This window comes from Candidatus Effluviviaceae Genus I sp., assembly GCA_016867725.1.
Lineage (GTDB): Bacteria > Joyebacterota > Joyebacteria > Joyebacterales > Joyebacteraceae > VGIX01.
Window position 1 is genome coordinate 76,837 of the sequence record VGIX01000002.1, and the last position, 22,643, is coordinate 99,479.

Annotated in this window: 20 protein-coding genes, 3 tRNA genes and 1 other RNA gene; all 24 read left to right on the plus strand. The window is 70.5% G+C overall.

The window, feature by feature from the left end; all coding sequences use genetic code 11:
* Positions 1 to 124: 124 nt before the first annotated feature.
* The 24 genes from FJY74_01105 (at position 125) to FJY74_01220 (ending at position 22,638) form a co-directional block, all read left to right on the plus strand.
* Positions 125 to 1,267, plus strand: coding sequence for a DNA repair exonuclease (locus FJY74_01105; protein MBM3306914.1), 1,143 nt, complete (start codon positions 125 to 127; stop codon positions 1,265 to 1,267).
* Entirely contained in the window at positions 1,264 to 3,378 is a 2,115-nt protein-coding gene (locus FJY74_01110; GenBank protein ID MBM3306915.1) for an AAA family ATPase, read from the plus strand. The genes FJY74_01105 and FJY74_01110 overlap by 4 nt, the downstream gene beginning before the upstream one ends.
* Before the next feature lie 226 nt (positions 3,379 to 3,604).
* Positions 3,605 to 5,725, plus strand: a complete 2,121-nt coding sequence (locus FJY74_01115; protein MBM3306916.1) for a GAF domain-containing protein — start codon at positions 3,605 to 3,607, stop codon at positions 5,723 to 5,725.
* A gap of 52 nt (positions 5,726 to 5,777) precedes the next feature.
* Entirely contained in the window at positions 5,778 to 6,725 is a 948-nt protein-coding gene (locus FJY74_01120; protein ID MBM3306917.1) for a diguanylate cyclase, read from the plus strand.
* 205 nt (positions 6,726 to 6,930) lie between these two features.
* A complete protein-coding gene (locus tag FJY74_01125; protein MBM3306918.1) occupies positions 6,931 to 7,374 on the plus strand; it encodes a nucleoside deaminase in 444 nt (147 codons plus the stop codon).
* Positions 7,375 to 7,389: 15 nt separating this feature from the next.
* Positions 7,390 to 7,479 (plus strand) — tRNA-Ser (locus FJY74_01130).
* A gap of 10 nt (positions 7,480 to 7,489) precedes the next feature.
* Positions 7,490 to 7,580 (plus strand) — tRNA-Ser (locus FJY74_01135).
* Between the two features lie 31 nt (positions 7,581 to 7,611).
* Positions 7,612 to 7,687, plus strand: a tRNA-Ala gene (locus FJY74_01140).
* Between the two features lie 61 nt (positions 7,688 to 7,748).
* Positions 7,749 to 8,014, plus strand: an RNA gene (gene ffs, locus FJY74_01145) — signal recognition particle sRNA large type.
* Between the two features lie 40 nt (positions 8,015 to 8,054).
* Positions 8,055 to 9,677, plus strand: coding sequence for a DNA polymerase III subunit gamma/tau (gene dnaX / locus FJY74_01150; protein ID MBM3306919.1), 1,623 nt, complete (start codon positions 8,055 to 8,057; stop codon positions 9,675 to 9,677).
* A gap of 6 nt (positions 9,678 to 9,683) precedes the next feature.
* A complete protein-coding gene (locus FJY74_01155; protein ID MBM3306920.1) occupies positions 9,684 to 9,992 on the plus strand; it encodes a YbaB/EbfC family nucleoid-associated protein in 309 nt (102 codons plus the stop codon).
* Positions 9,993 to 10,025: 33 nt separating this feature from the next.
* Positions 10,026 to 10,625, plus strand: a complete 600-nt coding sequence (gene recR, locus FJY74_01160) for a recombination protein RecR (GenBank protein ID MBM3306921.1) — start codon at positions 10,026 to 10,028, stop codon at positions 10,623 to 10,625.
* Positions 10,626 to 10,750: 125 nt separating this feature from the next.
* The gene (locus FJY74_01165) at positions 10,751 to 11,323 is read left to right on the plus strand and encodes a 2-oxoacid:acceptor oxidoreductase family protein (protein MBM3306922.1); all 573 of its coding nucleotides are present in this window, start codon (positions 10,751 to 10,753) and stop codon (positions 11,321 to 11,323) included.
* Entirely contained in the window at positions 11,320 to 11,619 is a 300-nt protein-coding gene (locus tag FJY74_01170; GenBank protein ID MBM3306923.1) for a 4Fe-4S binding protein, read from the plus strand. The genes FJY74_01165 and FJY74_01170 overlap by 4 nt, the downstream gene beginning before the upstream one ends.
* A 43-nt stretch (positions 11,620 to 11,662) precedes the next feature.
* Positions 11,663 to 12,844 (plus strand): pyruvate ferredoxin oxidoreductase, encoded by a 1,182-nt coding sequence (gene porA, locus FJY74_01175; protein MBM3306924.1) that lies wholly within the window; start codon positions 11,663 to 11,665, stop codon positions 12,842 to 12,844.
* Between the two features lie 10 nt (positions 12,845 to 12,854).
* Positions 12,855 to 13,784: a pyruvate ferredoxin oxidoreductase gene (locus tag FJY74_01180; GenBank protein ID MBM3306925.1), complete on the plus strand. Its 930-nt coding sequence runs from the start codon at positions 12,855 to 12,857 to the stop codon at positions 13,782 to 13,784.
* Positions 13,785 to 13,916: 132 nt separating this feature from the next.
* Complete coding sequence (locus FJY74_01185; protein MBM3306926.1) at positions 13,917 to 14,414, plus strand: phosphatidylglycerophosphatase A; 498 nt, start codon at positions 13,917 to 13,919, stop codon at positions 14,412 to 14,414.
* Between the two features lie 49 nt (positions 14,415 to 14,463).
* Positions 14,464 to 15,708, plus strand: coding sequence for a competence/damage-inducible protein A (locus FJY74_01190; GenBank protein ID MBM3306927.1), 1,245 nt, complete (start codon positions 14,464 to 14,466; stop codon positions 15,706 to 15,708).
* Positions 15,709 to 15,710: 2 nt separating this feature from the next.
* Positions 15,711 to 16,304, plus strand: coding sequence for an RNA 2',3'-cyclic phosphodiesterase (gene thpR, locus FJY74_01195; protein ID MBM3306928.1), 594 nt, complete (start codon positions 15,711 to 15,713; stop codon positions 16,302 to 16,304).
* 24 nt (positions 16,305 to 16,328) lie between these two features.
* Positions 16,329 to 17,411, plus strand: a complete 1,083-nt coding sequence (gene recA, locus FJY74_01200; protein ID MBM3306929.1) for a recombinase RecA — start codon at positions 16,329 to 16,331, stop codon at positions 17,409 to 17,411.
* Positions 17,412 to 17,514: 103 nt separating this feature from the next.
* Positions 17,515 to 18,072 (plus strand): regulatory protein RecX, encoded by a 558-nt coding sequence (locus tag FJY74_01205; protein ID MBM3306930.1) that lies wholly within the window; start codon positions 17,515 to 17,517, stop codon positions 18,070 to 18,072.
* A complete protein-coding gene (gene alaS / locus FJY74_01210) occupies positions 18,065 to 20,746 on the plus strand; it encodes an alanine--tRNA ligase (protein ID MBM3306931.1) in 2,682 nt (893 codons plus the stop codon). The genes FJY74_01205 and alaS overlap by 8 nt, the downstream gene beginning before the upstream one ends.
* Before the next feature lie 61 nt (positions 20,747 to 20,807).
* The gene (locus FJY74_01215; GenBank protein MBM3306932.1) at positions 20,808 to 21,569 is read left to right on the plus strand and encodes a geranylgeranylglyceryl/heptaprenylglyceryl phosphate synthase; all 762 of its coding nucleotides are present in this window, start codon (positions 20,808 to 20,810) and stop codon (positions 21,567 to 21,569) included.
* 4 nt (positions 21,570 to 21,573) lie between these two features.
* Positions 21,574 to 22,638 carry a glucose-1-phosphate thymidylyltransferase gene (locus FJY74_01220; protein ID MBM3306933.1) on the plus strand — a complete coding sequence of 355 codons (1,065 nt, stop codon included), beginning with the start codon at positions 21,574 to 21,576 and terminating at the stop codon, positions 22,636 to 22,638.
* Positions 22,639 to 22,643 lie beyond the last annotated feature (5 nt).

The window sequence follows — 22,643 nt, forward strand, 5'->3', positions numbered from 1 at the left end:
CGGCGGGAAACGTCGCAGCGCGCCGTGAGGCCGGCGCGGGCATCATGAGATGCCCGCGCCGATGCGTCTCGCTCGTGGCGCAGGACGGCGCGCGCGGTCGGCCGCAGACGCCGGAGGAAGACGCGTGATCAGGATCATCCACACGTCGGACGTTCACCTCGGCGCGCCGCTCGGATGGCTGGGCCGCAGGGCCGCCGAACAGCGCGACGCGCTGAGGAAGGCGTGGACGGCCGTCGTCGACCGGACCCTGTCGGAGCGGGCGGATTGCCTCATCGTTGCCGGCGACCTCTTTGACTCGAACAGCCCGCCGGCGTCGGTCGTGCGCTTCGTTCTTAAGGAACTCGACAGGCTGGGCACCGCGTCCGCCACGGAGGTCGTGATCCTCCCCGGATCGCACGACTTCCTGAGCCTGGGGTCCGTCTACGGGAGCTACGAGCGCGAGTTCAGGCGCCTGCCGCACGTGCACGTCCTCGGGCTGGACGGGCGGTCGTGTGTCGTGCTCAGGAAGTCCGGCATGGCCGTCCACGGCAACCCGCCGCGCTCGAACCGCTCCTCGGAGCGGCAGCTCGCGCGGCTGCGGCCCCGGGACGACAGCCGGTGGAACGTCGCCGTCGCACACGGAACCGTCGAGGTCGTTCCGGGCGCGGCCGAGGACCATCCGATCGCTCTTGCGGACCTCTCCTCGATGGAGTGGTCCTATGTCGCGCTCGGCCACTGGCACTCGTGGCGCGAGATCGAGGGAACCACGGCGCCGGCGGTCTATCCGGGCGCGCCCGAGACGATCGCGGTCGATCAGGTCGGATCCGGGCACGCCGCGCTCGTCGTGCTCGATGAGACGGGCGTCACGACGTCGAGGCTGCGACTCGGCACGCGCTCGGTCGTCGAGGCGGAGGTCGACGTCACCGCGGCCCCGGACGCCGCGGAGGTGGCGACCCGCGTCCGCAGGGCCGTGCCGCCGGGCGCCGACACGATCGTCCGCCTTGACCTCACGGGTCTTCTGGATCTCGGCTCGGGGTTCGATGAGGCCGAGCTCGTCGAGGAACTCTCCTCGGACTACTTCCACGTGGCCCTGCGACAGCGCGCGTTCCGGGTCGCGAGCGACGAAGCCTGCTTGCGGGACCTCCCGGAGCGGTTCGTCATCGGCCGCTTCGCGCGCATCCTGAGCGAGCAGCTCGAGTCCGCAAAGAGCGAGGAGGAGCGGCAGGAGCTGGAGGACGCCCTCAAGCTGGGCGTGGCGCTGCTCCAGGGGAAGGACGTGATCGCGTGAGGATCCGCCGCATCAGGCTCGTGAACTTCAAGAGGTTCTCCGACCACGAGATCGTCCTCGATCCACGGCTCAACCTCATCGTCGGGCCCAACGAGTCGGGGAAGAGCACGGTGGTTGACGCCATCGGCACGGCGCTCTTCGGCGATGTCGCATCCAAGGCGCGCGCGGTGAAGGACCTTGAGCGGTGGGGCGCGTCCGGTGCGGTGAGGCTCGAGTTCGACTTCGATCACGGGACCGAGAGCTGGCGCCTGATCAAGGACTTCGGCGCGGGGCGCGTGGAGCTCACGCAGGCCGGCGACGACCGTCGCATCAGCGATCGCGGCGAGGTGGACCGCCGCGTGCGCGAGATGATCGGGTTCGCGACGAGGGACGCGTTCGAGTCCGTCGCGGCAGTGCGACAGGGTGAGCTCGCCGCGCTCGAGGGACGGGCCGGGTCGGCGCGGCGGAGCGAGCTCGTGCCGATGATCGAACGGAAGATGACGAGCTCGAGCGGCGCCGTCGACGCGGCGCGCGTCCTCGAGCGGATCGACGGGGAGGTCGCGCGCATCAAGGTGGGCCTCGAGCGCCCGGCGAAGGTCCCCGGCCCCCTCCAGGCCCTCCGCGAGGAGCGGCACCGGCTGGCCAAGGAACGCGCGAAGCACGAGGCAGGCTGGGCCGACAACCTCCGCTCGCGCAACGAGCTGAACAGGCTGCGCGAGGAGCTCGAGGACAACGAGCGGCACCTGTCTCAGATCGACGTAGCGCTCAAGCACGAGGAGAAGCGGCAGGACGACCTCTCGACGCTCGAGCGTGTCCGGAAGGCGCTCGATGAGAAGGAAGCGAAGATCGGCAGGATCCGCAAGCTCAAGGCGGACCTCGCGGCCGTCTGGGACCGGATTCCGGCGGGATCGAACGAGTATGAGCGGCTTGCACGGGCTGCGAAGGCCGATCTGGACGCCGCCGAGCGGCGACTGGCGGACCTGAGCGACAGGGCGCCGTCGGGTCGACTGGGCTCGGTGGGCGGCCGCGCGGGGGTCGGGGCAGGGTCGGCCATCGTGACCGGCATCGTGCTCTTCCTCGCGGCGGTGTTCGGCGGCGATCTCAGGCTTCGCGTCCCCATGGCCGCCGCGGGCCTCGCGGCGACGCTCGTCGGCCTTCTCCTGTCGCGACGGGCGCTCCGGATGTGGGCGTTCGCGCGGGAGTTCGACAGGGCCACGTTCGAGCGAGAAAAGCGCGAGGCGCTGCTGGCGACAGCGCTCTCCAAAGTCGGGTGCTCAAGCTACGCGGACTTCGAGCGCGCGGCGGGAGCGCAGGAGCGCGACCGGCACAGCGCCGAGGTCTGGAACGCCATGCTCGCTGAGATCTGCGGTGGACAGGACCACGACGCGGTGGAGGAGATGCTCCAGAGGGAGGCGGCCTCGTTGTCGCGCCAGAAGCAGGAGCTTGAGGGTGGCGCAGGGACCGCTCCGACGGGAGGACCGCTCGCGCCCTCGGAGTACGCGAAGCTCCGCGCCGAACGCGAGCAGAGAACCGAGAGGCTCAAGGCGCTCCGCGAGTCGATCCCGCGGCTCGAGGGCCAGCTCGAGCAGGCCGAGGCGGGCGAGACCATCCCGGACCTCGAGGCGAAGTTCGAAGACGTCGAGCGGGAGATCGAGCGGCTCGACCGCAGACTGCGCGTGCTCACCATCGCGCGCGAGGCTCTGGCAAGCGCCATCGCGAGCACGAACAAGGAGGCCGCCTCCGCCCTCGAGCCCCTGGTGAGCCGCGTGCTCGGGCGCGTCACGCTGGACCGCTACGAGGCCGCCCGAGTCGGGCATGACCTCGACGTGAGCGTCACGAACCCGGAGCGCCGCTCCGCGGGGCCCGCGACGCTGGGCGCCGGCGACCTCTCCGCCGGGACCGCCGATCAGCTGTACCTGGCCATCCGCTACGCGCTCCTTGAGTTCCTCTCTACGGCTGAGGGCGCGCCCTTCGTCCTGGACGACGCGCTCGTCAACTGCGACCCCGAGCGTCGCGCCGCCGGCCTCTCCCTGCTGCGCGAGATCGCGAAGGAACGTCAGGTGATCCTCTTCTCGTGCGAGGATCGGGGACGTGAGGCCGCCGACCAGGTCGTGCTCCTTCCGGCGCTCTGACGGTCCGAGCCTCGGCGACCGACTGAGCGACCGCTCACTTCTCACCAGATACGCCCCCCCCAAGGCCGGCCGGACCGCTCCCGTGGCATGGGACTTGCATTTCACAGTGCCCTGAGCGACCGATGGCTAGAACGCTGATGGGGCACACCATGGAGGGGCGAGGCGCCGCCAGTCCCCCGGACAGGCGTCCGGGGACGGCTCGGAGTTCGCCACGCCGAACTGCATCATGCACGAGACCAGGGTGACGGTGGGCGGCAACTGCATGACCGGGAACGACATTCCGGGCCGGTCGTGGTGGTTGGCCGCGGCGGTCGGGCTCACGATGCTCGCCATCGCGACGACGGGGATCACGCGGCTCGACTGGGGAGCCGTCGGGATCATGACCGCGCTGGGGCTCGGAACCGGCCTCTTCGCGTTCCCCATCGGCCGCGGCTCCTTCGTCTCGTTCAGCGCGGCCGTGTTCGTCGCGTCGCTGGCGCTCTTCGGGACATCGGTGGCAGTGTGGGTCGTCGCCGCCACGACCGTGATCCTCAACACGCTTGTCTTCCGCAGGAACCTGCGATCGGCGCTGGCCGACACGGGCGCGCAGGTCATCGCCGCCGCGGCGGCGGGACTCGCGTACCGGGCGATCGGAGGAAGGCTCGTGCCCACGAGCATGACCCTGCTGGACGCGGCCCGCTGTTTCGTCATGTTCGTCACGTTCGGCGCCGTGGCTTCTACGATGCGCGCCATCGCCTCTGTCACCGTCCGGAACCCGCTGTGGGAGTACGCGCGGTGGATCGCCGGCCGCGGCGTGATCATCGAACTGGCGATGCTCCCGCTCGCGCTCCTGCTCATCGCCTCGTACACGCCCGGCGAGCCCGCGACCTTCCCGCTGCTCGCCATCGTGCTCATGGTATCGAGCGCGGCCGGCAAGGCGCTGTGGGATGCGCGCGAGGCGCTGCTGAAGCGCGTCGGCGAGCTCAAAGTGCTCAACGCGGCGGCGCGCGCGCTGTCCGAAGCCAGGCATCTTCCCGACGTGGCGACGACGCTGCGCGGGTACGCGGCTCAGCTGCTCGGAGCGCGGACGGTCGCGCTCTCGCTGCTCCACGAGACCACGGGCCAGGTCGAGTCGTTCGCGACGCCGGACGACGCCGCGCCAGCCGGGGGACCGCACTGCCCCTCCGCGGCGGAGGCCTGGGTCATGAGACACCGTCTGCCGCTCGTCACCGCGGATCCGGCGGCTCACTGCCCTGAGGAGTGGCTGCGTTCTCCGGAGAGCCGCCCGGCGACGGGAACGTGGCTCGGAGTGCCCCTGATGAGGGGGGAGAAGCTGATCGGCGTGCTGTCCGTCCTCGGAAGCGGGCGCAGGTCGCTCTCGCAGCAGGATGCGGAGCTCCTGAGCGCTCTCGGCAATCAGGTGGCCCGAGTGGTCGACAACGTTCGTCTCTACGAGAGGCTCGAGGAGTCGCGCGCCGATCTCGAACGGTGGAACAGGACGCTCGAAACGAGGGTCGAGGAACGCACGCGCGAGCTCGACAGGGCGCTCGCCTCGCTCGAGGAGCTCAACGACGACCTCGAGCGGCGCGTCGAGGAGCGGACGAAGGAGCTTCAGGACATCCAGGAGAAGGTCGTGCAGTCGGGTCGTCTCGCCGCGGTGGGGGAACTGGCGGCGGGCATCGCGCACGAGCTGAACAACCCGCTCGCCGGCATTCTCGGCTACTCGCAGTACGACCTCGAGCGCGTGATGGAGCGTCAGGACCAGGGGCTGTCGGCCGACGAGGCGCGGCACATCGCGACGCACATGCGACACATCGAGCGGGAGGCCCAGCGCTGCAAGCGCATCGTGGAGAACCTGCTCACGTTCTCGCGAGGGGCGAGGTCGGGCACGGCGACCCTGGATGTCAACGAGATCGTGGAGAGCACACTGGAGTGCACCGAGCGGCAGCTGGCCATGCGGGGCATTGAGGTCGACGTCGAACTCGATCGCGCGCTCCCGTGCATCGTGGGCGACCCACAGGGCCTTCAGCAGGTGTTCGCCAACATCGTCCTGAACGCCCGCAACGCCATGGCGAGCGGCGGCAGGCTCACGGTTCGGACATGGAAGACGGAGAGCGGGAGCGGCGCGGGGCAGGTTGCCGTCAGGTTCGAAGACACCGGCGACGGCATCACGAACGGTGATCTGATGCGGGTGTTCGAACCGTTCTACACGACCCGCGCAGACAAGGAAGGCGCCGGGCTCGGGCTGTCGGTGAGCTATGGCATCGTGCGCGAGCACGGCGGCGAGATCGACGTGGAGAGCGACAAGGGTCGCGGAGCGGCCTTCACGGTGCGTCTGCCCGTGAACACGGCCGGCCCGAGGGCCTGAGGCGAGGGCCGCAGCCGATCGGGGGAAACACGTGCTGGCGCCGGGAGAGCTGGTGGGCAGGCCGGAGGGGGAGAAGACACCCCCTCCTCGCGTCCTGATCGTGGACGACGAGGAGATCATGCGCGAGTTCCTCAGGGAGGTGCTCGGGGACGACGGCTATGCCATCGAGCTTGCCTGCTCCGGCCGCGAGGCCGTCGAGAAGATGTCCGCGTCACAGTACGATGTGGTCGTGACGGACATCGTGATGCCGGAGCTGGACGGGCTCGGCGTGGTCGCCGCCGCCAAGAAGCTGCCGTACGACGTCGACGTCATTGTGATGACCGGCTATGCGTCCATGGACACGGCCGTCGAATCCATGAAGCTGGGCGCGCGCGACTACATCACCAAGCCGTTCAACATCGACCAGATCAGGATCATCGTGTCCAATGCGCTGGCCGAGCGCGAGCTCAAGCGGAAGGCCGCGGAAGGGGAGTTCTACAAGGAGCTCTCCCGGAAGGACGGGCTGACCGACCTCTACAACCACAGGTTCTTCCACCAGCTTCTCGAGACGGAGGTCGGACGGGCGGCGCGATACAACCGCGTCGTCAGCCTGCTCATGATCGACATCGACGACTTCAAGACGTACAACGACGCGCACGGACACCCGGCGGGCGATGCGGCGCTGCGCAGACTGGCCTACCTGCTCCGGCACTCGTCGCGGAACTGCGACTACGTGGCGCGATACGGAGGCGAGGAGTTCGCCATCATCGTACCCGAGGTCGCTGCCGACGCCGCGCTTCGGATGGGCGAGCGCATCCGGAGCATCATCGAGTCCTCGGAGTTCGAGGGCGAGGACATCATGCCCGGCGGCCGTCTCACGATCAGCATCGGCGTCGCGACGTTTCCCTCGCATGCGCAGAGCCAGGACGATCTCCTGACGCACGCCGACCGCGCGCTGTACCAGGCGAAGACCGCCGGGAAGAACGCGGTCGTGCTCTACGGCGGTGAGAGCGTGAACTAGGGTCCCGCGGTCGACCGGGCGCGCGGGGTCGACGAGCGCGCTCTCGGCGGAGCGTTCCGCCGGGGGCGCGCTCGTCTGCTGTCGTGAGGGACGAGGCGGGAGCGGCCCGAGTCGTTGACACGACGCCCCCCCTCTGGTAGCGTGTTCCGCGCTGCGGTGGGGGAGGCCCGTGACGACGGCGCTCGACAGGCGGGACAGCGCGTTCATGGCGGTCGCCCTCGACGAGGCCCGAATGGCCCTCGACGAGGGCGAGGTTCCTGTGGGCGCCGTGGTGGTGCTTGGGGGGAGGGTCCTCGGCCGCGGGCACAACCAGGTCGAGGCGACGCGCGACCCCACCGCTCACGCGGAGATCATCGCTCTCGGCGCGGCGTGCAGGGCCGTCGAGGTACCGCGCTTGACTGGGGCGACGCTCTACGCTACGATGGAGCCGTGCCCGATGTGCGCGGGGGCCATCGTGCAGGCGCGGGTGGCGCGACTCGTGTACGCGTGCGCGGATCCCAGGGCGGGCTACTGCGGGTCGCTGGGCAACATCGCCGACGATCCGAGACTCAACCACCGGGTCGCCGTGTCGTCGGGAGTGATGGCCGAGCAGGCCTCGGCGCTGCTCGCGGCGTTCTTCGAGGCTCTTCGGGCCCGGGGCAGAACGTAGCGTCGCCGGGGGACAGGTGGGGTGACGGAGTTGGTCGATCGTGGCGGTCTCGAAAACCGTTGTACCCTCTGGGTACCGTGGGTTCGAATCCCACCCCCACCGCCAGTCGAGACCCGGAGAGGTGACTGAGTGGTCTAAGGTGCGCGACTGGAAATCGCGTGTACGTGATGAACGTACCGAGGGTTCGAATCCCTCCCTCTCCGCCATCCAGTCGACTCTGTAGGACCAAGGACCTGTGGGGATGTAGCTCAGCTGGGAGAGCGCTGCCTTCGCAAGGCAGAGGTCGGCGGTTCGATCCCGCTCATCTCCACCAACCCTTCGGGGCCCGCTCATGTCCGGAGCGGGCCCCGCTGACGGTGAACCCATGTGAGCCGGCACGCTAGACGGGGAGCTAGCGGTGCCCTGTGACCCGCAAGCCGCTTCAGCGGGGTCGAACACCCAACCGAGGCCCTGTCGCCTCCGGCCGCGGGCGCGGAGAAGTGGCGATGAAGGCCAGGTCCCGCGCAATCGAGTCCGGCGAACCCGGTCAGGGCCGGAAGGCAGCAGCCGTAAGCCGATCCCTCGATGTGCCGCGGGGGCGCTTGGCCGGAGCCAACTGGCCGTGACCGCACCGGAGACGGGGGTCGAGTCGGGCGCGTGCCGGCAGATGCTCCTTCACGAACACGGGGTATCCCGAAGCCATGTCGTATCTCGTGCTGGCGAGGAAGTGGCGCCCTGAGACCTTCTCGCAGGTCGTGGGGCAGCGACACGTCGTCACGACCCTGTCGGCCGCCGTGCGCACCGACAGGATCGGGCACGCCTACCTGTTCACAGGACCCCGGGGCGTGGGCAAGACCACGATCGCGAGGGTCCTCGCCAAGGCGCTCAACTGCGAGAAGGGCCCCACCGACGAGCCGTGTCTCGCCTGCGACTCGTGCCGCGAGATCGCATCGGGCAAGAGCCTCGACGTGATCGAGATCGACGGCGCGTCGAACCGGAAGATCGAGGACGCGCGGGGCATCCGAGAGACCGTGCAGTACGCGCCGCTCTCCGGCCGCAAGAAGGTGTACATCATCGACGAAGCGCACATGCTCACGCGCGAGGCGTTCAACGCGCTCCTCAAGACGATCGAGGAGCCGCCGCCGCACGTGGTCTTCGTGCTCGCGACGACTGAGCCGTCGAAGATCCCCGACACGATCACCTCGCGCTGTCAACGGTTCGACTTCCACCGCGTGAGCGCCGCGGACATGGAGGCCCGCCTCAGGCACATCGCACAGGCCGAGGGCGTCCGCGTGAGCGACGGTGCGGTCAGGCTGCTTGCGGCCCGGGCCGACGGGAGCATGCGCGACGCGGAGAGCCTGTTCGACCAGCTGCTCGCGACCGGATCGGGCGACGTGGGCGCGGACGACGTGGCGGCCATTCTGGGGATCCCGCGCGTCGAGGTCTTCCGGTCGCTCTCCGACGCGATCGCGGCTCGCGACACGAGGGCGGCCCTCGGGGCGTTCACATCCGCGTTGGACGCCGGCTTCGACCCGAGGGACCTCATCGACGGCCTCGTGGAGCACCTGCGCGATCTCCTCGTGAGGACGGCGACCGGCGAGCCGGGTGCGCCGGATGTCGGAGACGGTCCGGAGACGCCCGCGCGCGCCCTCACCGAGGACCAGCTCGTGAGGCTTCTCAGGATCGCGGCCGAGACGCAGGCGCAGGCGCGCTGGACCACCCAGCCGTCCCTCATGGTCGAGCTCGCCCTGGCGCGCATGGCGCGGCTGCCGAGAACGGTGGAGATCGAGGAGATCGTCCGCGCGCTTGCCGCGGCCTCGGGAGGTTCGGGGCACGCGGGAGGCGCCACGCCCCCAGGAGGAACTCCGGCGTCAGGCGACGCGGGCGCAGGGAGCGCCGGTCCGTCCCAGGGACGCGGTGGAACGGCAGCGGCGGCGGGCCGTCCGGCCGCCCGAGGCGAGCAGTGGGCGCTCGTGGTCGAGCGCGTGAAGGCACGCAAGCCCGCGCTCGGCGCGTTTCTCACCGAAGCCGTGGCCTCGCCGCTGACGGACGGGCGGCTCGGCGTGCTCATTCCGAACGGGTCGAACTTCCATCGGCAGCAGCTTCAGGACCGGGCCAACATGACGCTTCTCGAGCAGGCCGCGGGCGACGTCTACGGCAAGCCCGTGAAGCTCAGCCTCACGTTCGCGGAGGCCGCCAGGGCAGTGCCCGCGCCCGCCGCCGCGCCGCAGAGGCGCGAGGCGGGCGATGGCGAGGACCCGATGGTGCGCAAGGTGCTGGAGATGTTCGACGGCGAGATCACTGACACGCGCGCGGAGGAGTGACGCTTCATGGCCCCGGACCTGGGGAGGATCCTCAAGGAGGCGCAGAAGCTCGAGAAGCGCCTCGAGGAAGCCCGGAAGGCCCTCGAGACGATGACGGTCGAGGGGACCGCCGGCGGCGGGGCCGTGCGCGTCGTCATGAACGGCCACAAGGACGTCCGGAGCGTCAGCATCGAGCCGAGCGTCCTGGAGGGAGGGGACGCGGCCATGCTGGAGGACCTCCTCCTCTCCGCGTTCCGCGACGCGAAGCAGCGGTGCGACGACCTGATCGCCCGCGAGATGGGCAAGCTCGGCACGGCCGGATTGCCGGGGCTGTGACGCCGGGCCCGCGCAGCGAGGGAACGCGCAGCCATGACGGCATTCCCCCCATCGCTCGAACGCCTCGTGCAGCTGCTCTCCGGACTTCCCGGCATCGGGAGGAAGTCCGCGACGCGCATCGCCCTCAGACTCGTCGGCTCCTCGGAACCGGAGTGCGCGGAACTCGCGCGGGCGATCGTGGCGGCGCGAGCGAACACGCGCCCGTGCTCGGCCTGCGGTTCGCTGACCGAGGACGACCCGTGCGCGATCTGCCGCGACGCTCGCCGTGACGGCGGCGTGCTGTGCGTCGTCGAGCGGGCGAGCGATGTGCTCGCCCTCGAGCGCACGGGGCGATTCCGGGGGCGCTACCACGTCCTCGGCGGGCTCCTGTCGCCGCTCGACGGCGTCGGGCCCGAGGACATACGCCTGACATCGCTTGTCGACCGCGCGAGGTCGGGCGACGTGAAGGAGGTCATCCTCGCGCTCAACCCGACGTCCGAGGGAGAGGCGACCTCTCTGTACGCCGCCAGGCTCCTCGCGAACCTCGGTGTCCGCGTGACGCGGATCGCGAGCGGACTCCCCGTCGGCGGCGACCTGGACCTGGCCGACGAGCTCACGCTGGGCGCCGCGCTCGACGAGCGACGGGACGTCTGACGCCTGCGCACGGGCCCCGCCCGCCCCGGCCTTGCCCCTTGACCCTCCCGTCTCCCGATGCTATCTTCTCACGATGGTTTGCTTGCGGGCGGCGCGCCTCTGCGCCTCTCCTAAGGAGGGGGTTCATGTCGCAGATGATGGAGATCCGGTGGCACGCGCGAGGCGGCCAGGGGGCGAAGACGGCATCGCTCCTGCTCGCCGAGGCGGCCGCCATGGAGGGGAAGTACAGCCAGGGGTTCCCGGACTACGGTCCGGAGCGCATGGGAGCCCCGATGAGGGGCTTCACTCGGATCAGTGACTCCCCAGTCAGGGTGCACTGCGCCATCAGCTCGCCGCAGATCGTGATCGTCCTTGACGACACGCTGCTCGGAGCCGTGGACGTCACGGCCGGCATGCCGAAGGACGGGACTCTCATCGTGAACACGCTCCGGCCGCCGGCCGAGGTGCGCAAGCGCGTCGGAAGCCGGCTGGGGAAGCTCTACACGGTCGACGCGACCGGCATCGCGATCGCCGAGATCGGGCGTCCGATCCCGAACTCGCCCATGCTCGGCGCCCTCGTCCGGGTGACGGGCCTTCTCAACCTGGACACGGTCCTCGACCAGATCAGGAAGAAGTTCTCGCATGGCTTCAGGCCCGAGGTTCTCGACGGCAACGTCCGCGCCATTCGCCGGGCGCACGAGGAGGTGAGCGCCGAATGAAGGAGAAGGCGTGGAGCGAGCTCGCTCACGGCTGCGTCGTGGACCGCGCGGGGAACGCGCAGGAGTATGAGACGGGCTCCTGGCGGACGTACCGACCGACATGGAACGCCGAGACGTGCATTCAGTGCCTCCGTTGCTGGATCGCCTGCCCGGACTCCTCCATCAGACTTGAGGACGGCAAGGTGGTCGGCATCGACTACGACCACTGCAAGGGATGCAAGATCTGCTGGTTCGAGTGTCCCACGGACCCGAAGGCGATCGAGGTGAAGCTCGAGACCGAGGTCGGCAAGGACTGAGGCCGCGGACTCGGGCCTCCCGACGACGAAGGGAGATGGCGGAGTGGGCAAGAGAGTCATCATGACCGGCAACGACGCCGGCGCCGAGGCGATGCGGCAGATCGACCCGGATGTGGTCGCCGCGTTCCCCATCACGCCCCAGACCGAACTCATGCACAAGTTCGCGGAGTTCGTGGCCGATGGAGACGTGAAGGCCGAGTTCGTTCTGGTGGAGTCGGAGCACAGCGCCATGAGCGCGTCCGTGGGCGCCGCGGCGGCGGGCGCGAGGGCCATGACGGCGACCTCCGCGTGCGGGCTCGCGCTCATGTGGGAGATCCTCTACGTCGCGGCCGGCACGCGGCTGCCGATCGTCATGCCCGTGATCAACCGGGCGCTCTCCGCGCCCATCAACATCCACTGCGACCACAGCGACACGATGGGGTGTCGGGACAGCGGGTGGATCCAGATCTTCTCGGAGGGCGCGCAGGAGGTGTACGACAACATCCTCCAGGCGATCCGGATCGCCGAGCACCCTGACGTGCTGCTCCCAGTGATGGTCACCTTCGACGGCTTCATCATCAGCCACACGGCCGAGGTCCTCGAGATCCTCGATGACGCGGCGGCGCGCGGGTGGATCGGCGGCTACGTGCCGAGGAACCCGCTCCTCGACAGCGACAAGCCGATCACGTTCGGCGCGCTCGATCTGCAGGACTACTACTTTGAGCACAAGCGCCAGCAGATCGAGGCGATGTCGCACGTGTCGCGCGTGATCCGGGAGGTCGGCCTGGAGTACGGGAAGCTCTCCGGCCGCGCCTACGGTCTGTTCGAGGAGTACTCCATGGACGGCGCCGAGCTCGTCATCGTGGCGCTCGGCTCGACGTGCGGGACGGCGAAGGTCGTGGTGGACGAGCTCAGAGGTCAGGGCAAGCCCGTCGGGCTCATCAAGGTCCGTTCGTTCCGGCCGTTCCCGGGCGCGGAGCTCAGCGCCGCACTCCGACACGCGAAGGCCGTCGCGGTCCTCGATCGCTCGGTCTCGTTCGGCGGCGACGGCGGGCCTCTCCACATCGAGGTTCGCTCGTCCCTCTTCGGAACCGACGTCACGCCTGGCCTCGTGGACTACATCTACGGCCTCGGCGGCAGGGACCTCTCGATGGAGCACGTCAAGCAGGTCTACGCCGACCTCGAGACGGTCGCGAAGAAGGGCACGCCCAAGGACAACGTGCGGTTCCTGGGGCTCAGGGAATAGGGGGAAGGGCATGCCAGGTCTGAAGGAGCTTGCGAAGCGGGAGGAGCTGATGTCGGGGGGCCACCGCGCCTGCGCGGGGTGTCTTCCGATGACGGCGATGCGCCAGATCCTCCTGACGGCTGGGCGCGACACGGTGTGCGGGTGCGCGACGGGCTGCGTGGAGGTCGTCACGACGATCTTCCCCTACACGGCGTGGCGGACGCCGTTCATCCACAACGCGTTCGAGAACTCGGCGGCGACGATCAGCGGGGTGGAGGCGGCGTACCGGTCGCTCCAGAGACAGGGGAAGATCGACAAGGACATGCGGTTCATAGCGTTCGGCGGGGACGGCGGCACCTACGACATCGGACTGCAGTCCCTGTCCGGCGCGATGGAGCGCGGGCACCGCATGCTGTACGTCTGCTACGACAACGAGGCGTACATGAACACCGGCATCCAGCGCTCAGGCGGCACGCCCAAGGGCACGCAGACCTCCACGACGCCGGCGGGCAAGGTCGTGCCCGGCAAGCAGCAGTACGCCAAGGCCCTCACCGAGATCATGATCGCCCACAACATCCCGTACGTCGCGCAGGCGACCCCGGGATTCCCCAAGGACCTCTCCGACAAGGTCGAGAAGGCTCTGTCGATCGACGGCCCGTCCTTCATGAACGTCCTCGCCCCGTGCCCCCGAGGCTGGCGGTACGAGATGGAGGAGTCGATGGAGATGGCGCGGCTGGCCGTGGACACCTGCTTCTGGCCGCTCTTTGAGGTCGAACACGGGAAGCTGCGCGTCACGCGGAAACCCAAGGAGAAGATCCCCGTCGTCGAGTGGCTCAAGAAGCAGGGGCGCTTCCGCCACCTCTTCAAGGAACAGAACAGGCACATCATCGACGAGCTGCAGAGGGACGTCGACCGGAACTGGGAGTGGCTTCTCAAGAGAGAGGAGCTCTCGCGGAGCTAGGCGCGTCGGTCTGGGCAGTCTCCGCCGCGCGTTCCGCCCCCGTGCCTTCTGCGCGTTCCCCTGTGGCTGGTCGCAACGGTGACCGTTCGGACGCCGCGCGCCGTCGCGGCGCGCGGGCTGGGACGAGGCAGGATGAAGCGAGCCGGCGCCCTGACCCTGGACCCGGTGGCCCGTCTTCTGGCCACGGGCTTCTTCCTCGGGTACTCGCCCGCGGCCCCGGGGACCGTCGGCGCGCTCGGGTTCGCCGCTCTGCTCTGGTTCCTTGTCCCGACCGGCGCTCCGGCCGCGGCGCCCGTCGGCCTCCTCGTCATGCTGCTCTCGGTCCTTGCGTTCCTCGCCCTGGCCATCTGGGCGGCGTCGGCCGCCGAACGCGCGTTCGGCCACGACAGCTCGAGGATCGTCGTGGACGAGTTCGCCGGCATGCTCGTAGCGGTCCTCTTCCTGCCGAAGTCGCTCACCGTGTACGGGGCCGCGTTCGTCCTGTTCCGCATCGCGGACATCCTGAAGCCGTTCCCCGGCAGGCGGGTGGAGAGCCTGCCCGGCGGGCTCGGCGTCGTGGCGGATGACGTCGTCGCCGGCCTCTACGCGAACGTCCTCGTCCGCCTCATGATGGCGGCGGGATCCTGGTGAGCGGAGACGTGCCGCGCGCCGGCACCCACGAACCCCGGGGAGCACATCGGTGACGGCAGAGATCATCGTGGTGGGAAACGAACTCCTCGACGGGAGTCGCAGGGACGAGCACACGGCGTACCTCGCCGCGCAGATGGCCGCGGTCGGGGTGACCGTGGAGCGCTCGATCCTCGTTCCCGACGACCCCGCGATCATCGAGGCGACGATGCTGCGGGCGCTCGAGGCGGCGGACCTCGTGGTCACGACCGGCGGGCTGGGCGTGACGAGCGACGACCTGACGAAGCAGGTCGCCGCCCGCGTCTGCGGCAGGAGGCTCGCGCTCGACGAGCGGGCCCTCTCGCGCGTGAGGGAGCGCTTCGAGGAGCGCGGCCTCGCCATGCCCGAGATCAACGTCTCGCAGGCGATGGTGCCGGAAGGAGCGCGCGTCATCGAGAATCGCCACGGAACGGCGCCGGGGCTTCTCATCGAACACGGAGAGGCACTCCTCTTCCTGCTGCCCGGCGTGGGAACGGAGATGCGGGCCATGGTGGAGGGCTACGTCGTCCCGTTCCTCGAGGGGCGCGGCCTGCGGAGGTTGACCGAGGAGCGCCTGATCAGAACGACCGGGCTTTCCGAGTCCCGCGTCGCCGAGATCGTCGGACCGCTGGCGCGCAGGATCGCCCGAACGGAGATCGCCTATCTTCCCTCGCGGAGCGGAGTGGACCTCAAGGTCGTCTCGAGGATCGGCGCTACCGAGGACGCCGGGCGCGCCGCGGACGAGGCCGCCGAGAGGATCGCCGAGGCCCTGGGCCCGTTCGTCTACGCGCGCGGGCCCGAGGCGCTCGAGGAGATCGTCGGCTACCTGCTCTCGATGGCGCGACTGCGCCTTGCGGTCGCGGAGTCCTGCACCGCCGGGCGCATCGGATGGAGGATCACCCGCGTGCCGGGCAGCTCCGCGTACTTCGCCGGCGGCGTCATCGCGTACTCCGACGACGTCAAGCGGCGCGCCCTCGGCGTCCGGGCCGAGACGCTGGCGTCCCACGGCGCGGTGTCCGAGGAGACCGCGCGCGAGATGGCGGCGGGAGCGTGCGCGGCGGCCGGAGCGGACGTGGGCCTCGCGGTGACCGGCATCGCCGGCCCGGACGGGGGCAGTTCCGAGAAGCCCGTGGGCCTCGTGCACATCGCCGTGGCGGGGCGCTTCGAGCGCGCGCAGCGTCACCTGTTCGCGGGCGGGCGGGACGCGGTCCGCGAGCAGGCGGCGCAGGCCGCGCTCGAGCTTCTCAGGCGCGCACTCCTCAACATCGAAGGGACGTGACGGTGGCGGTCCGCGCCTTCGTGGCTTTGGAGTTGTCCCCCCAGCTCAAAGCGGGCATACTGAGGGCCGCAGAGACCCTGGAGCGGCGCGGGGTGCGAGCGAGCTGGTCCCGCAGGGCCACGCTGCACCTCACGCTCAAGTTCATCGGGGACGTGGACGAGGCCGACCTGCCCGACGTGGTGGACGCCGTCGGGCGGGCCGCGTCGGGCAATCGGCGGTTCTCGTTCGTCGCGCGCGGCGCCGGGGCGTTCCCCTCGCCGCAGCGGCCTCGCGTCATCTGGATCGGCGTCGTCCCCTCCGACGCGCTCTTCGATCTCCAGGGCGACGTCGAGCGCGAGCTGGCCGCCGTCGGCGTGCCCCGCGAGGAGCGCCGCTGGAGCCCGCACATCACGGTCGGCCGCGTCCGCGACGCCCGGACGGCCGGCGACCTTGCCGGCGCGCTCGCGACGCTGCGCTGCCCGGAGGACACCGTCGCGGTGGAAGAGGTGCTCCTGATGAGAAGCGTCCTGTCCCCTTCGGGCGCGATCCACGAGGCGATCGCGCGGTTTCCCCTCGCGACGGCCGGCCCGGACGGCCGCGCCGAACACAACGGCTGAGCTCCCCTGACCTGGAGGAACACGATGGTGCAGGAGAAGGACAAGGAGAAGAGGCGCGCGCTCGATCTCGCGGTGTCGCAGATCGAGAAGCAGTTCGGCAAGGGCTCGATCATGACCCTCGGGTCGCACGACGTCGGGAAGGGGATCGACGCGATCCCGACTGGCTCCCTGGCGCTGGACGTCGCCCTCGGGATCGGCGGCGTGCCGCGCGGGCGGGTGGTGGAGGTGTTCGGGCCCGAGGCGTCGGGGAAGACCACCCTGAGCCTCTCGATCATCGCGAATGCGCAGCGCCTGGGCGGCGTCGCCGCGTTCATCGACGCCGAGCACGCGCTCGACCCGGGCTACGCGAGGGCGCTGGGCGTGGACACGGACGCGCTCCTGATCTCGCAGCCCGACACGGGAGAGCAGGCGCTCGACATCACGGAGATGCTGGTGCGCAGCGGCGCGGTGGACGTGATCGCCGTGGACTCCGTCGCGGCCCTCGTGCCGCGCGCGGAGATCGAGGGAGAGATGGGCGACTCGCACGTCGGCCTCCAGGCCCGGCTCATGTCGCAGGCGCTCAGGAAGCTCGCCGGGTCGATCGCGCGGTCGAAGACGTGCGTGGTCTTCCTGAACCAGATCAGGATGAAGATCGGCGTGATGTTCGGCAATCCCGAGACGACGTCGGGCGGCAACGCCCTCAAGTTCTACGCGAGCGTCCGGCTCGACATCCGCCGCATCGGCGCTCTCAAGACCGGGGAAGAGGTCGTCGGCAACCGGACCCGCGTCAAGGTCGTGAAGAACAAGGTGGCCCCGCCGTTCCGCCAGGCGGAGTTCGACATCATCTACGGAAGGGGCATCTCGCTCGAGGGCGACCTCCTCGACCTCGGCGTGCAGACGAACGTGCTGGCCCAGAAGGGGACGTGGTTCACGTACGGGGACCTGCAGGTGGGCCAGGGCCGCGAGAAGGCCAGAGCGTTTCTCGAGGAGAAGCGTGACGTCGCGGCCAGGATCGACCGGGACATCAGGAAGTCGCTCGGTCTGCCTCAGGCCGGCCCCGTGAAGAGCGAGCCGTCGGAGAGTGAACAGAAGCCGGAGAAGGGCGCGCCCGCGGGCAAGAAGCGCTGAGCCCCTGACGCGAGGCAGGCGGGCGCGGGAGGGGCGCGTCACCGCGATCCGCCGGGAGCCGGGCGAACCGCCCCGCGTCGCCGTCTTCATCGACGGCGCGCGGGTGTTCACGCTGCCGGAGTCGGCCCTTGAGACCATGGGCCTGTCGGTCGGCGCGACGTTCGGCGGCGGCGAGCCCGTCGAGGAGGGAAGGGCGTCCGACCTCGTCGGCGCACGGGAGGCGGCCCTCCGTCTTCTCTCGGTCCGGGCGAGGACGCGCAGCGAGCTCGCGCAGCGCCTGACCCGGAAGGGGCACGCCGCCGCCGTCGTCGCCCGGGTGATCGATGGACTCGCAGCGGCCGGGCTCGTCGACGACCGCGCGTTCGCCGAGTTGTGGGCGGACGAGCGGATGAGGCGACGGCCGGTGGGCAGACGCCGCCTGTCTCAGGAGCTGCGGCTCAAGGGTGTCCCGCCGCGCGTGGCCGACGAGGTCGTGGACCGGGCGTTCGGGGAGCATCCGGAGCGCGCGCTCGCGCTGCGCGCCGCCCGGTCCTGGGCCCGCCGGTCGGCCGCCGGGGCGCGGGAGCGGGAGCGCCTGTTCGCGATGCTCGTGCGGCGGGGGTTCGCGAGGTCGACGGCCATTGAGGTCGTCCGCGAGGTGATGGGAGAGCGGGATGAGTGACCGCATGTCAGCGACGCAGCTCCGGGACGCCTTCATCCGGTTCTTCAAGGACCGAGGCCACGAGACCGTCCCGAGCGCGCCGCTCATCCCGAAGGACGACCCGACGCTCCTCTTCACCTCGGCCGGCATGGTCCCCTTCAAGCCCCACTACCTTGCCGAGCGCCCCCCGTACAGGCGGGCGGTCTCCGTGCAGCGCTGCCTGCGGCTGTCGGACCTCGATGAGGTCGGTCACACGCCCTACCACGCCACGTTCTTCGAGATGCTCGGGAACTTCTCGTTCGGCGACTACTTCAAGCGCGAAGCCATCGAGTGGGCGTGGGAGTTCCTCACGGAGGTCGTGCGGCTTCCGGAGCATCTCCTCTGGGTCACCGTGCACGCCGACGACGAGGCCGCCGCGGAGCTGTGGAAGACCGCGGTCGGCTTCCCGGCCGAGCGCATCGTCCTCCTGGGCGACAAGGACAACTTCTGGGGTCCGGCGGGCGATTCCGGACCGTGCGGCCCCTGCTCCGAGATCCACTACGACATGGGGCCCGAGCTCGGCTGCGGCCGCCCGGACTGCAGGCCCGGCTGCGACTGCAGGCGCTACTTCGAGGTCTGGAACCTGGTCTTCCCGCAGTACCTCCAGCGGAAGGACGGGACGCGCGTTCCCCTCGCGCGGCCCGGCATCGACACCGGGAGCGGGCTCGAGCGCCTCGCCTCCGTGGTCCAGGGCGTCGGGAGCATCTTTGAGACCGACATTCTCCGACCGGTGGTCGATGCGGTGCGGGACGAGGTCGAGAACGCGGGCGGCGCGCGCCCGAGCGGCCCGGTCGGCACGGAGCTCGCGGTTGTCGCCGACCACGCGCGCGCCGCGACGTTTGCGATCGCGGAGGGCATCCTGCCGTCGAACGAGGCGCACGGGTACGTGGTCAGGCGGCTCGTGCGCCGGGCCGTGCGCCGCGGGCTCTCGCTCGGGATCAAGGGGCCGTTCGTGTACCGCGTGGGCGGCGTCGTGGTCGAAACGATGAAGGGCGCCCATCCGCATCTGGCGGCCAAGCGTGAGCACATCGCGCTCGTCCTGAAGTCGGAGGAGGAGCGGTTCGACGCGACCATCGCGCAGGGCACGGCGGTGTTCGAGGAGATCGCCGAGTCGGTGAGGGGGTCGGGGGCGACGACGATCCCCGGCGAGCGGGCGTTCGCGCTGTACGACACGTACGGGTTCCCGCTGGACCTCACGGAGGAGATGGCGCGCGAGCGCGGGCTGTCCGTGGACACGGCCGGCGCGGCGGCCGCGATGAAGGCGCAGAAGGAGCGGGCGCGGCGGGCATCGGCGTTCGCCGGCGCGGCCGGAGAGCGGGCGGCGTGGCGCGGCGCGAGCCGTCCGGGAACCGACTCGGTGTTCGTCGGCGGGGACCTCGGCGCGTCCGTCGGACCCGAGGCAGAGGAGGCCGTGGGGCCGCTGCTGTCGGATCCGGTGGAGACCGAGGTCGTGGCCGTTCGGGCGGGGCGGACGCCGGGGGACACGGAGTTCGTGGTGACGCGCACGCCGTTCTACGCGGAGGCAGGCGGGCAGGTGTCGGACGCGGGGCGCGTCGAGGCCGCGGGGGCCGCGGCAGACGTCGTGAACGTCTCCCTCGAGGACGGCCGCGCGGTGCACGTCGCGCGAGGCCTCGCGGCTGACTTCGGTGGCGCGTCCGTGCGCCTCCGGGTGGACCTCGCGAGGCGCCGGAGGACCGAGAAGAACCACACGGCGACGCACCTCCTGCAGGCCGCCCTCCGCCGAACGCTCGGCGACCACGTGCACCAGTCGGGCTCCTGGGTTGGGCCCGACCGCCTGCGTTTCGACTTCACGCACTTCTCGGCGCTCACCGAGACGGAGACCGCGCTCGTTGAGGACACGGTGAACGCATGGATCAGGAGCGACCTGGCGGTGCGTCCCGAGGAGACAGCGATCGACGACGCGCTGAGTCGTGGGGCGATGGCCCTCTTCGGCGAGAAGTACGGCGAGCGGGTGCGCTGCGTGTCGGTCGGCGGTGTGAGCCTCGAGCTGTGCGGCGGGACCCACGTCAGGCGAACCGGCGAGATCGGCTCGTTCTCTGTCATCTCGGAGACGAGCGTGGCATCCGGCGTCCGGAGGATCGAGGCGGTCACCGGGGTCGAGGCGGTCCGCCGCGCCCGGCTGCTGGCGGCCTCGGGCAAGCGGGTCGCCGAGGCCCTGCGGACGACACCGGATGCGGCGGCGGCGCGCGCCGAGGAGCTCATTGCCGAGATCGCGTCGCTCAGGAAGGACGCCGCCCGCGCGCGGCTGCGGGCGTCTGGCGAGGGGATGGCGTCCATCGCGGGGGGCGCGCGCGACGTGGCGGGGGTGCGGGTTGTCGCGGCCCGCGTCGATGCCGCGGACGTCCCTTCGCTTCGCGAGCAGGCGGACCGCCTCCGCGACGCTCTGGGGAGCGGCGTGGGCGTGCTCGGCGCGGAGATCGACGGGACCGCCGTGGTCATCGCGGTCGTGAGCGACGACCTCGCGGACGCGAAGCGGCTTGCGGCCGGCGACGTGGTCCGTGAGGCGGCCGCGCTCATGGGCGGGCGAGGCGGGGGCAAGCCCCGGCTCGCGCAGGCCGGCGGCGGCGACCCGGCGAAGCTCGGCGGGGCGCTGGAGTCGGTGTACCAGGTGGTGGAGCGCCTCCTTGGGCGCTAGGCCCGACGCGGGGCCGCGGAGGGACTGCATGGCCGGCGGGGGAGCGGTGTGGGGGCGCCTCATGCGCGGGATCGAGACGCTGGGCGCGCTCTATCTCGTCCTCCTGGATCCCGACGGCCGCGCTCCGGAGAACAGCGCGCGCCTCGCCGCGAGCGCGGAGGCCGCGGGAGCCGATGCCGTCCTCGTGGGCGGAAGCCTGTCGCTTCGCGGACGCGTCGCCGAGTGCGTCCGCGCGGTGAAGGGTCGCGTCGGCATCCCCGTGATCATCTTCCCCGGGAACGCCGGCTTCGTGGTCCCGGACGCCGACGCCATCCTGTTCCTGTCGCTCGTGAGCGGGCGGAACCCGGAGCTTCTCATCGGCGAGCACGTGCGGTCGGCGCCGGCGATCCGCGAACTGGGGATCGAGCCCATCCCGACGGCGTACCTCCTCGTGGAGAGCGGCTCGACGACGTCGGTGGAGTTCATGAGCGGCACGCGCCCGCTTCCGAGGACCAAGCCCGACATCGCGATGGCGCACGCTCTGGCCGCCCAGTACCTCGGCATGCGCCTCGCCTTCTTCGACGCCGGGAGCGGAGCCCGCGATCCCGTGCCGGCGGAGATCGTGGCGGCGGTGTCGTCCTTCGTGGACATCCCGGTCATGGTCGGCGGAGGCATCCGGTCGCCCGAAACGGCCGTGGAGCTCGTGCGCGCGGGCGCGAGGCTCGTCGTCACGGGAGACGTCATCGAGCGCACCGGCGACGTCTCGCTGCTGGAGGCCTTCGCGGCCGCGGTGCACGGCGCTGGGCGCCGGGCCGGCGGCGCGACGTTGCGGGAGGAGGGGTAGCCACATCCGAGCACTGGTCCTTTCGGGAGGGCGCGGCACGCGTCTGAGGCCGATCACGCACACGAGCGCCAAGCAGCTCGTGCCCATCGCCAACAAGCCCATTCTCTTCTACGGCCTCGAGGCCATCCGGGACGCCGGCATCGTCGACGTCGGCATCGTGGTGGGCGAGACACACCGCGACATCGAGGCGGCGGTGGGCGACGGGGCGCGGTTCGGACTGCGCGTCACATACATCAGGCAGGAAGCCCCCCTCGGCCTCGCGCACGCGGTCAAGATCTCCCGCGACTACCTTCGCGACGAGCCCTTCGTCATGTATCTCGGCGACAACCTCATCAAGGGCGGCATCGCCGCCTTCGTCGAGGAGTTCGGCCGGTTTTGCCCGAACGCGCAGATCCTGCTCGCGCGCGTGCGGAACCCGCAGGAGTTCGGCGTCGCCGAGCTGTCGGGCGAGCGCGTCGTCCGGCTTGAGGAGAAGCCGGCCCATCCGAGGTCCGACCTCGCGCTCGTCGGCGTGTACATGTTCGACGCGACCGTCTTCGACGCCGTGGACCGTCTGAAGCCGTCCAGGCGCAACGAGCTCGAGATCACGGACGCCATCCAGGGCCTCGTGGACGCGGGGCGCTCCGTGCGGGCGCACGAGGTGACCGGATGGTGGAAGGACACGGGGAAGCTCGACGACATCCTCGAGGCCAACCGCATGATCCTCGAGGGAGCGGCGCCGGACGTGCGCGGCCTTGTGAACGCGGCCTCGCGGATCGACGGCAGCGTTGTGGTCGAGGAGGGCGCGGTCGTGGAGGACAGCGTGCTCCGTGGCCCCCTCATCGTGGGGCAGCGCTCGAGGATCGTGCGTTCGTACATCGGGCCCTTCACCTCGATCTACCACGACGTCGTCGTCGAGAGTTCGGAGATCGAGCACAGCATCGTGCTCGAGAACTGCAGGATCGTGAACCTGAGGCAGCGCATCGAGCGGAGCCTCATCGGCAAGGACGTGGAGATCGTGAAGTGCGCGAGCATGCCGAAGGCGTATCGCTTCATGGTGGGGGACGCCAGCCGCATCGAGGTGCCGTGACGCGC

Excerpts from the sequence above, each read along its gene's own strand:
- FJY74_01115 (MBM3306916.1), top strand. The coding sequence starts at position 3,605 with ATGCACGAGACCAGGGTGACGGTGGGCGGCAACTGCATGACCGGGAAC.
- FJY74_01125 (MBM3306918.1), top strand. The coding sequence starts at position 6,931 with ATGGCGGTCGCCCTCGACGAGGCCCGAATGGCCCTCGACGAGGGCGAG.
- dnaX (MBM3306919.1), top strand. The coding sequence starts at position 8,055 with ATGTCGTATCTCGTGCTGGCGAGGAAGTGGCGCCCTGAGACCTTCTCG.
- FJY74_01155 (MBM3306920.1), top strand. The coding sequence starts at position 9,684 with ATGGCCCCGGACCTGGGGAGGATCCTCAAGGAGGCGCAGAAGCTCGAG.
- recR (MBM3306921.1), top strand. The coding sequence starts at position 10,026 with ATGACGGCATTCCCCCCATCGCTCGAACGCCTCGTGCAGCTGCTCTCC.
- FJY74_01165 (MBM3306922.1), top strand. The coding sequence starts at position 10,751 with ATGTCGCAGATGATGGAGATCCGGTGGCACGCGCGAGGCGGCCAGGGG.
- FJY74_01170 (MBM3306923.1), top strand. The coding sequence starts at position 11,320 with ATGAAGGAGAAGGCGTGGAGCGAGCTCGCTCACGGCTGCGTCGTGGAC.
- FJY74_01180 (MBM3306925.1), top strand. The coding sequence starts at position 12,855 with ATGCCAGGTCTGAAGGAGCTTGCGAAGCGGGAGGAGCTGATGTCGGGG.
- FJY74_01185 (MBM3306926.1), top strand. The coding sequence starts at position 13,917 with ATGAAGCGAGCCGGCGCCCTGACCCTGGACCCGGTGGCCCGTCTTCTG.
- recA (MBM3306929.1), top strand. The coding sequence starts at position 16,329 with ATGGTGCAGGAGAAGGACAAGGAGAAGAGGCGCGCGCTCGATCTCGCG.
- alaS (MBM3306931.1), top strand. The coding sequence starts at position 18,065 with ATGAGTGACCGCATGTCAGCGACGCAGCTCCGGGACGCCTTCATCCGG.
- FJY74_01215 (MBM3306932.1), top strand. The coding sequence starts at position 20,808 with ATGCGCGGGATCGAGACGCTGGGCGCGCTCTATCTCGTCCTCCTGGAT.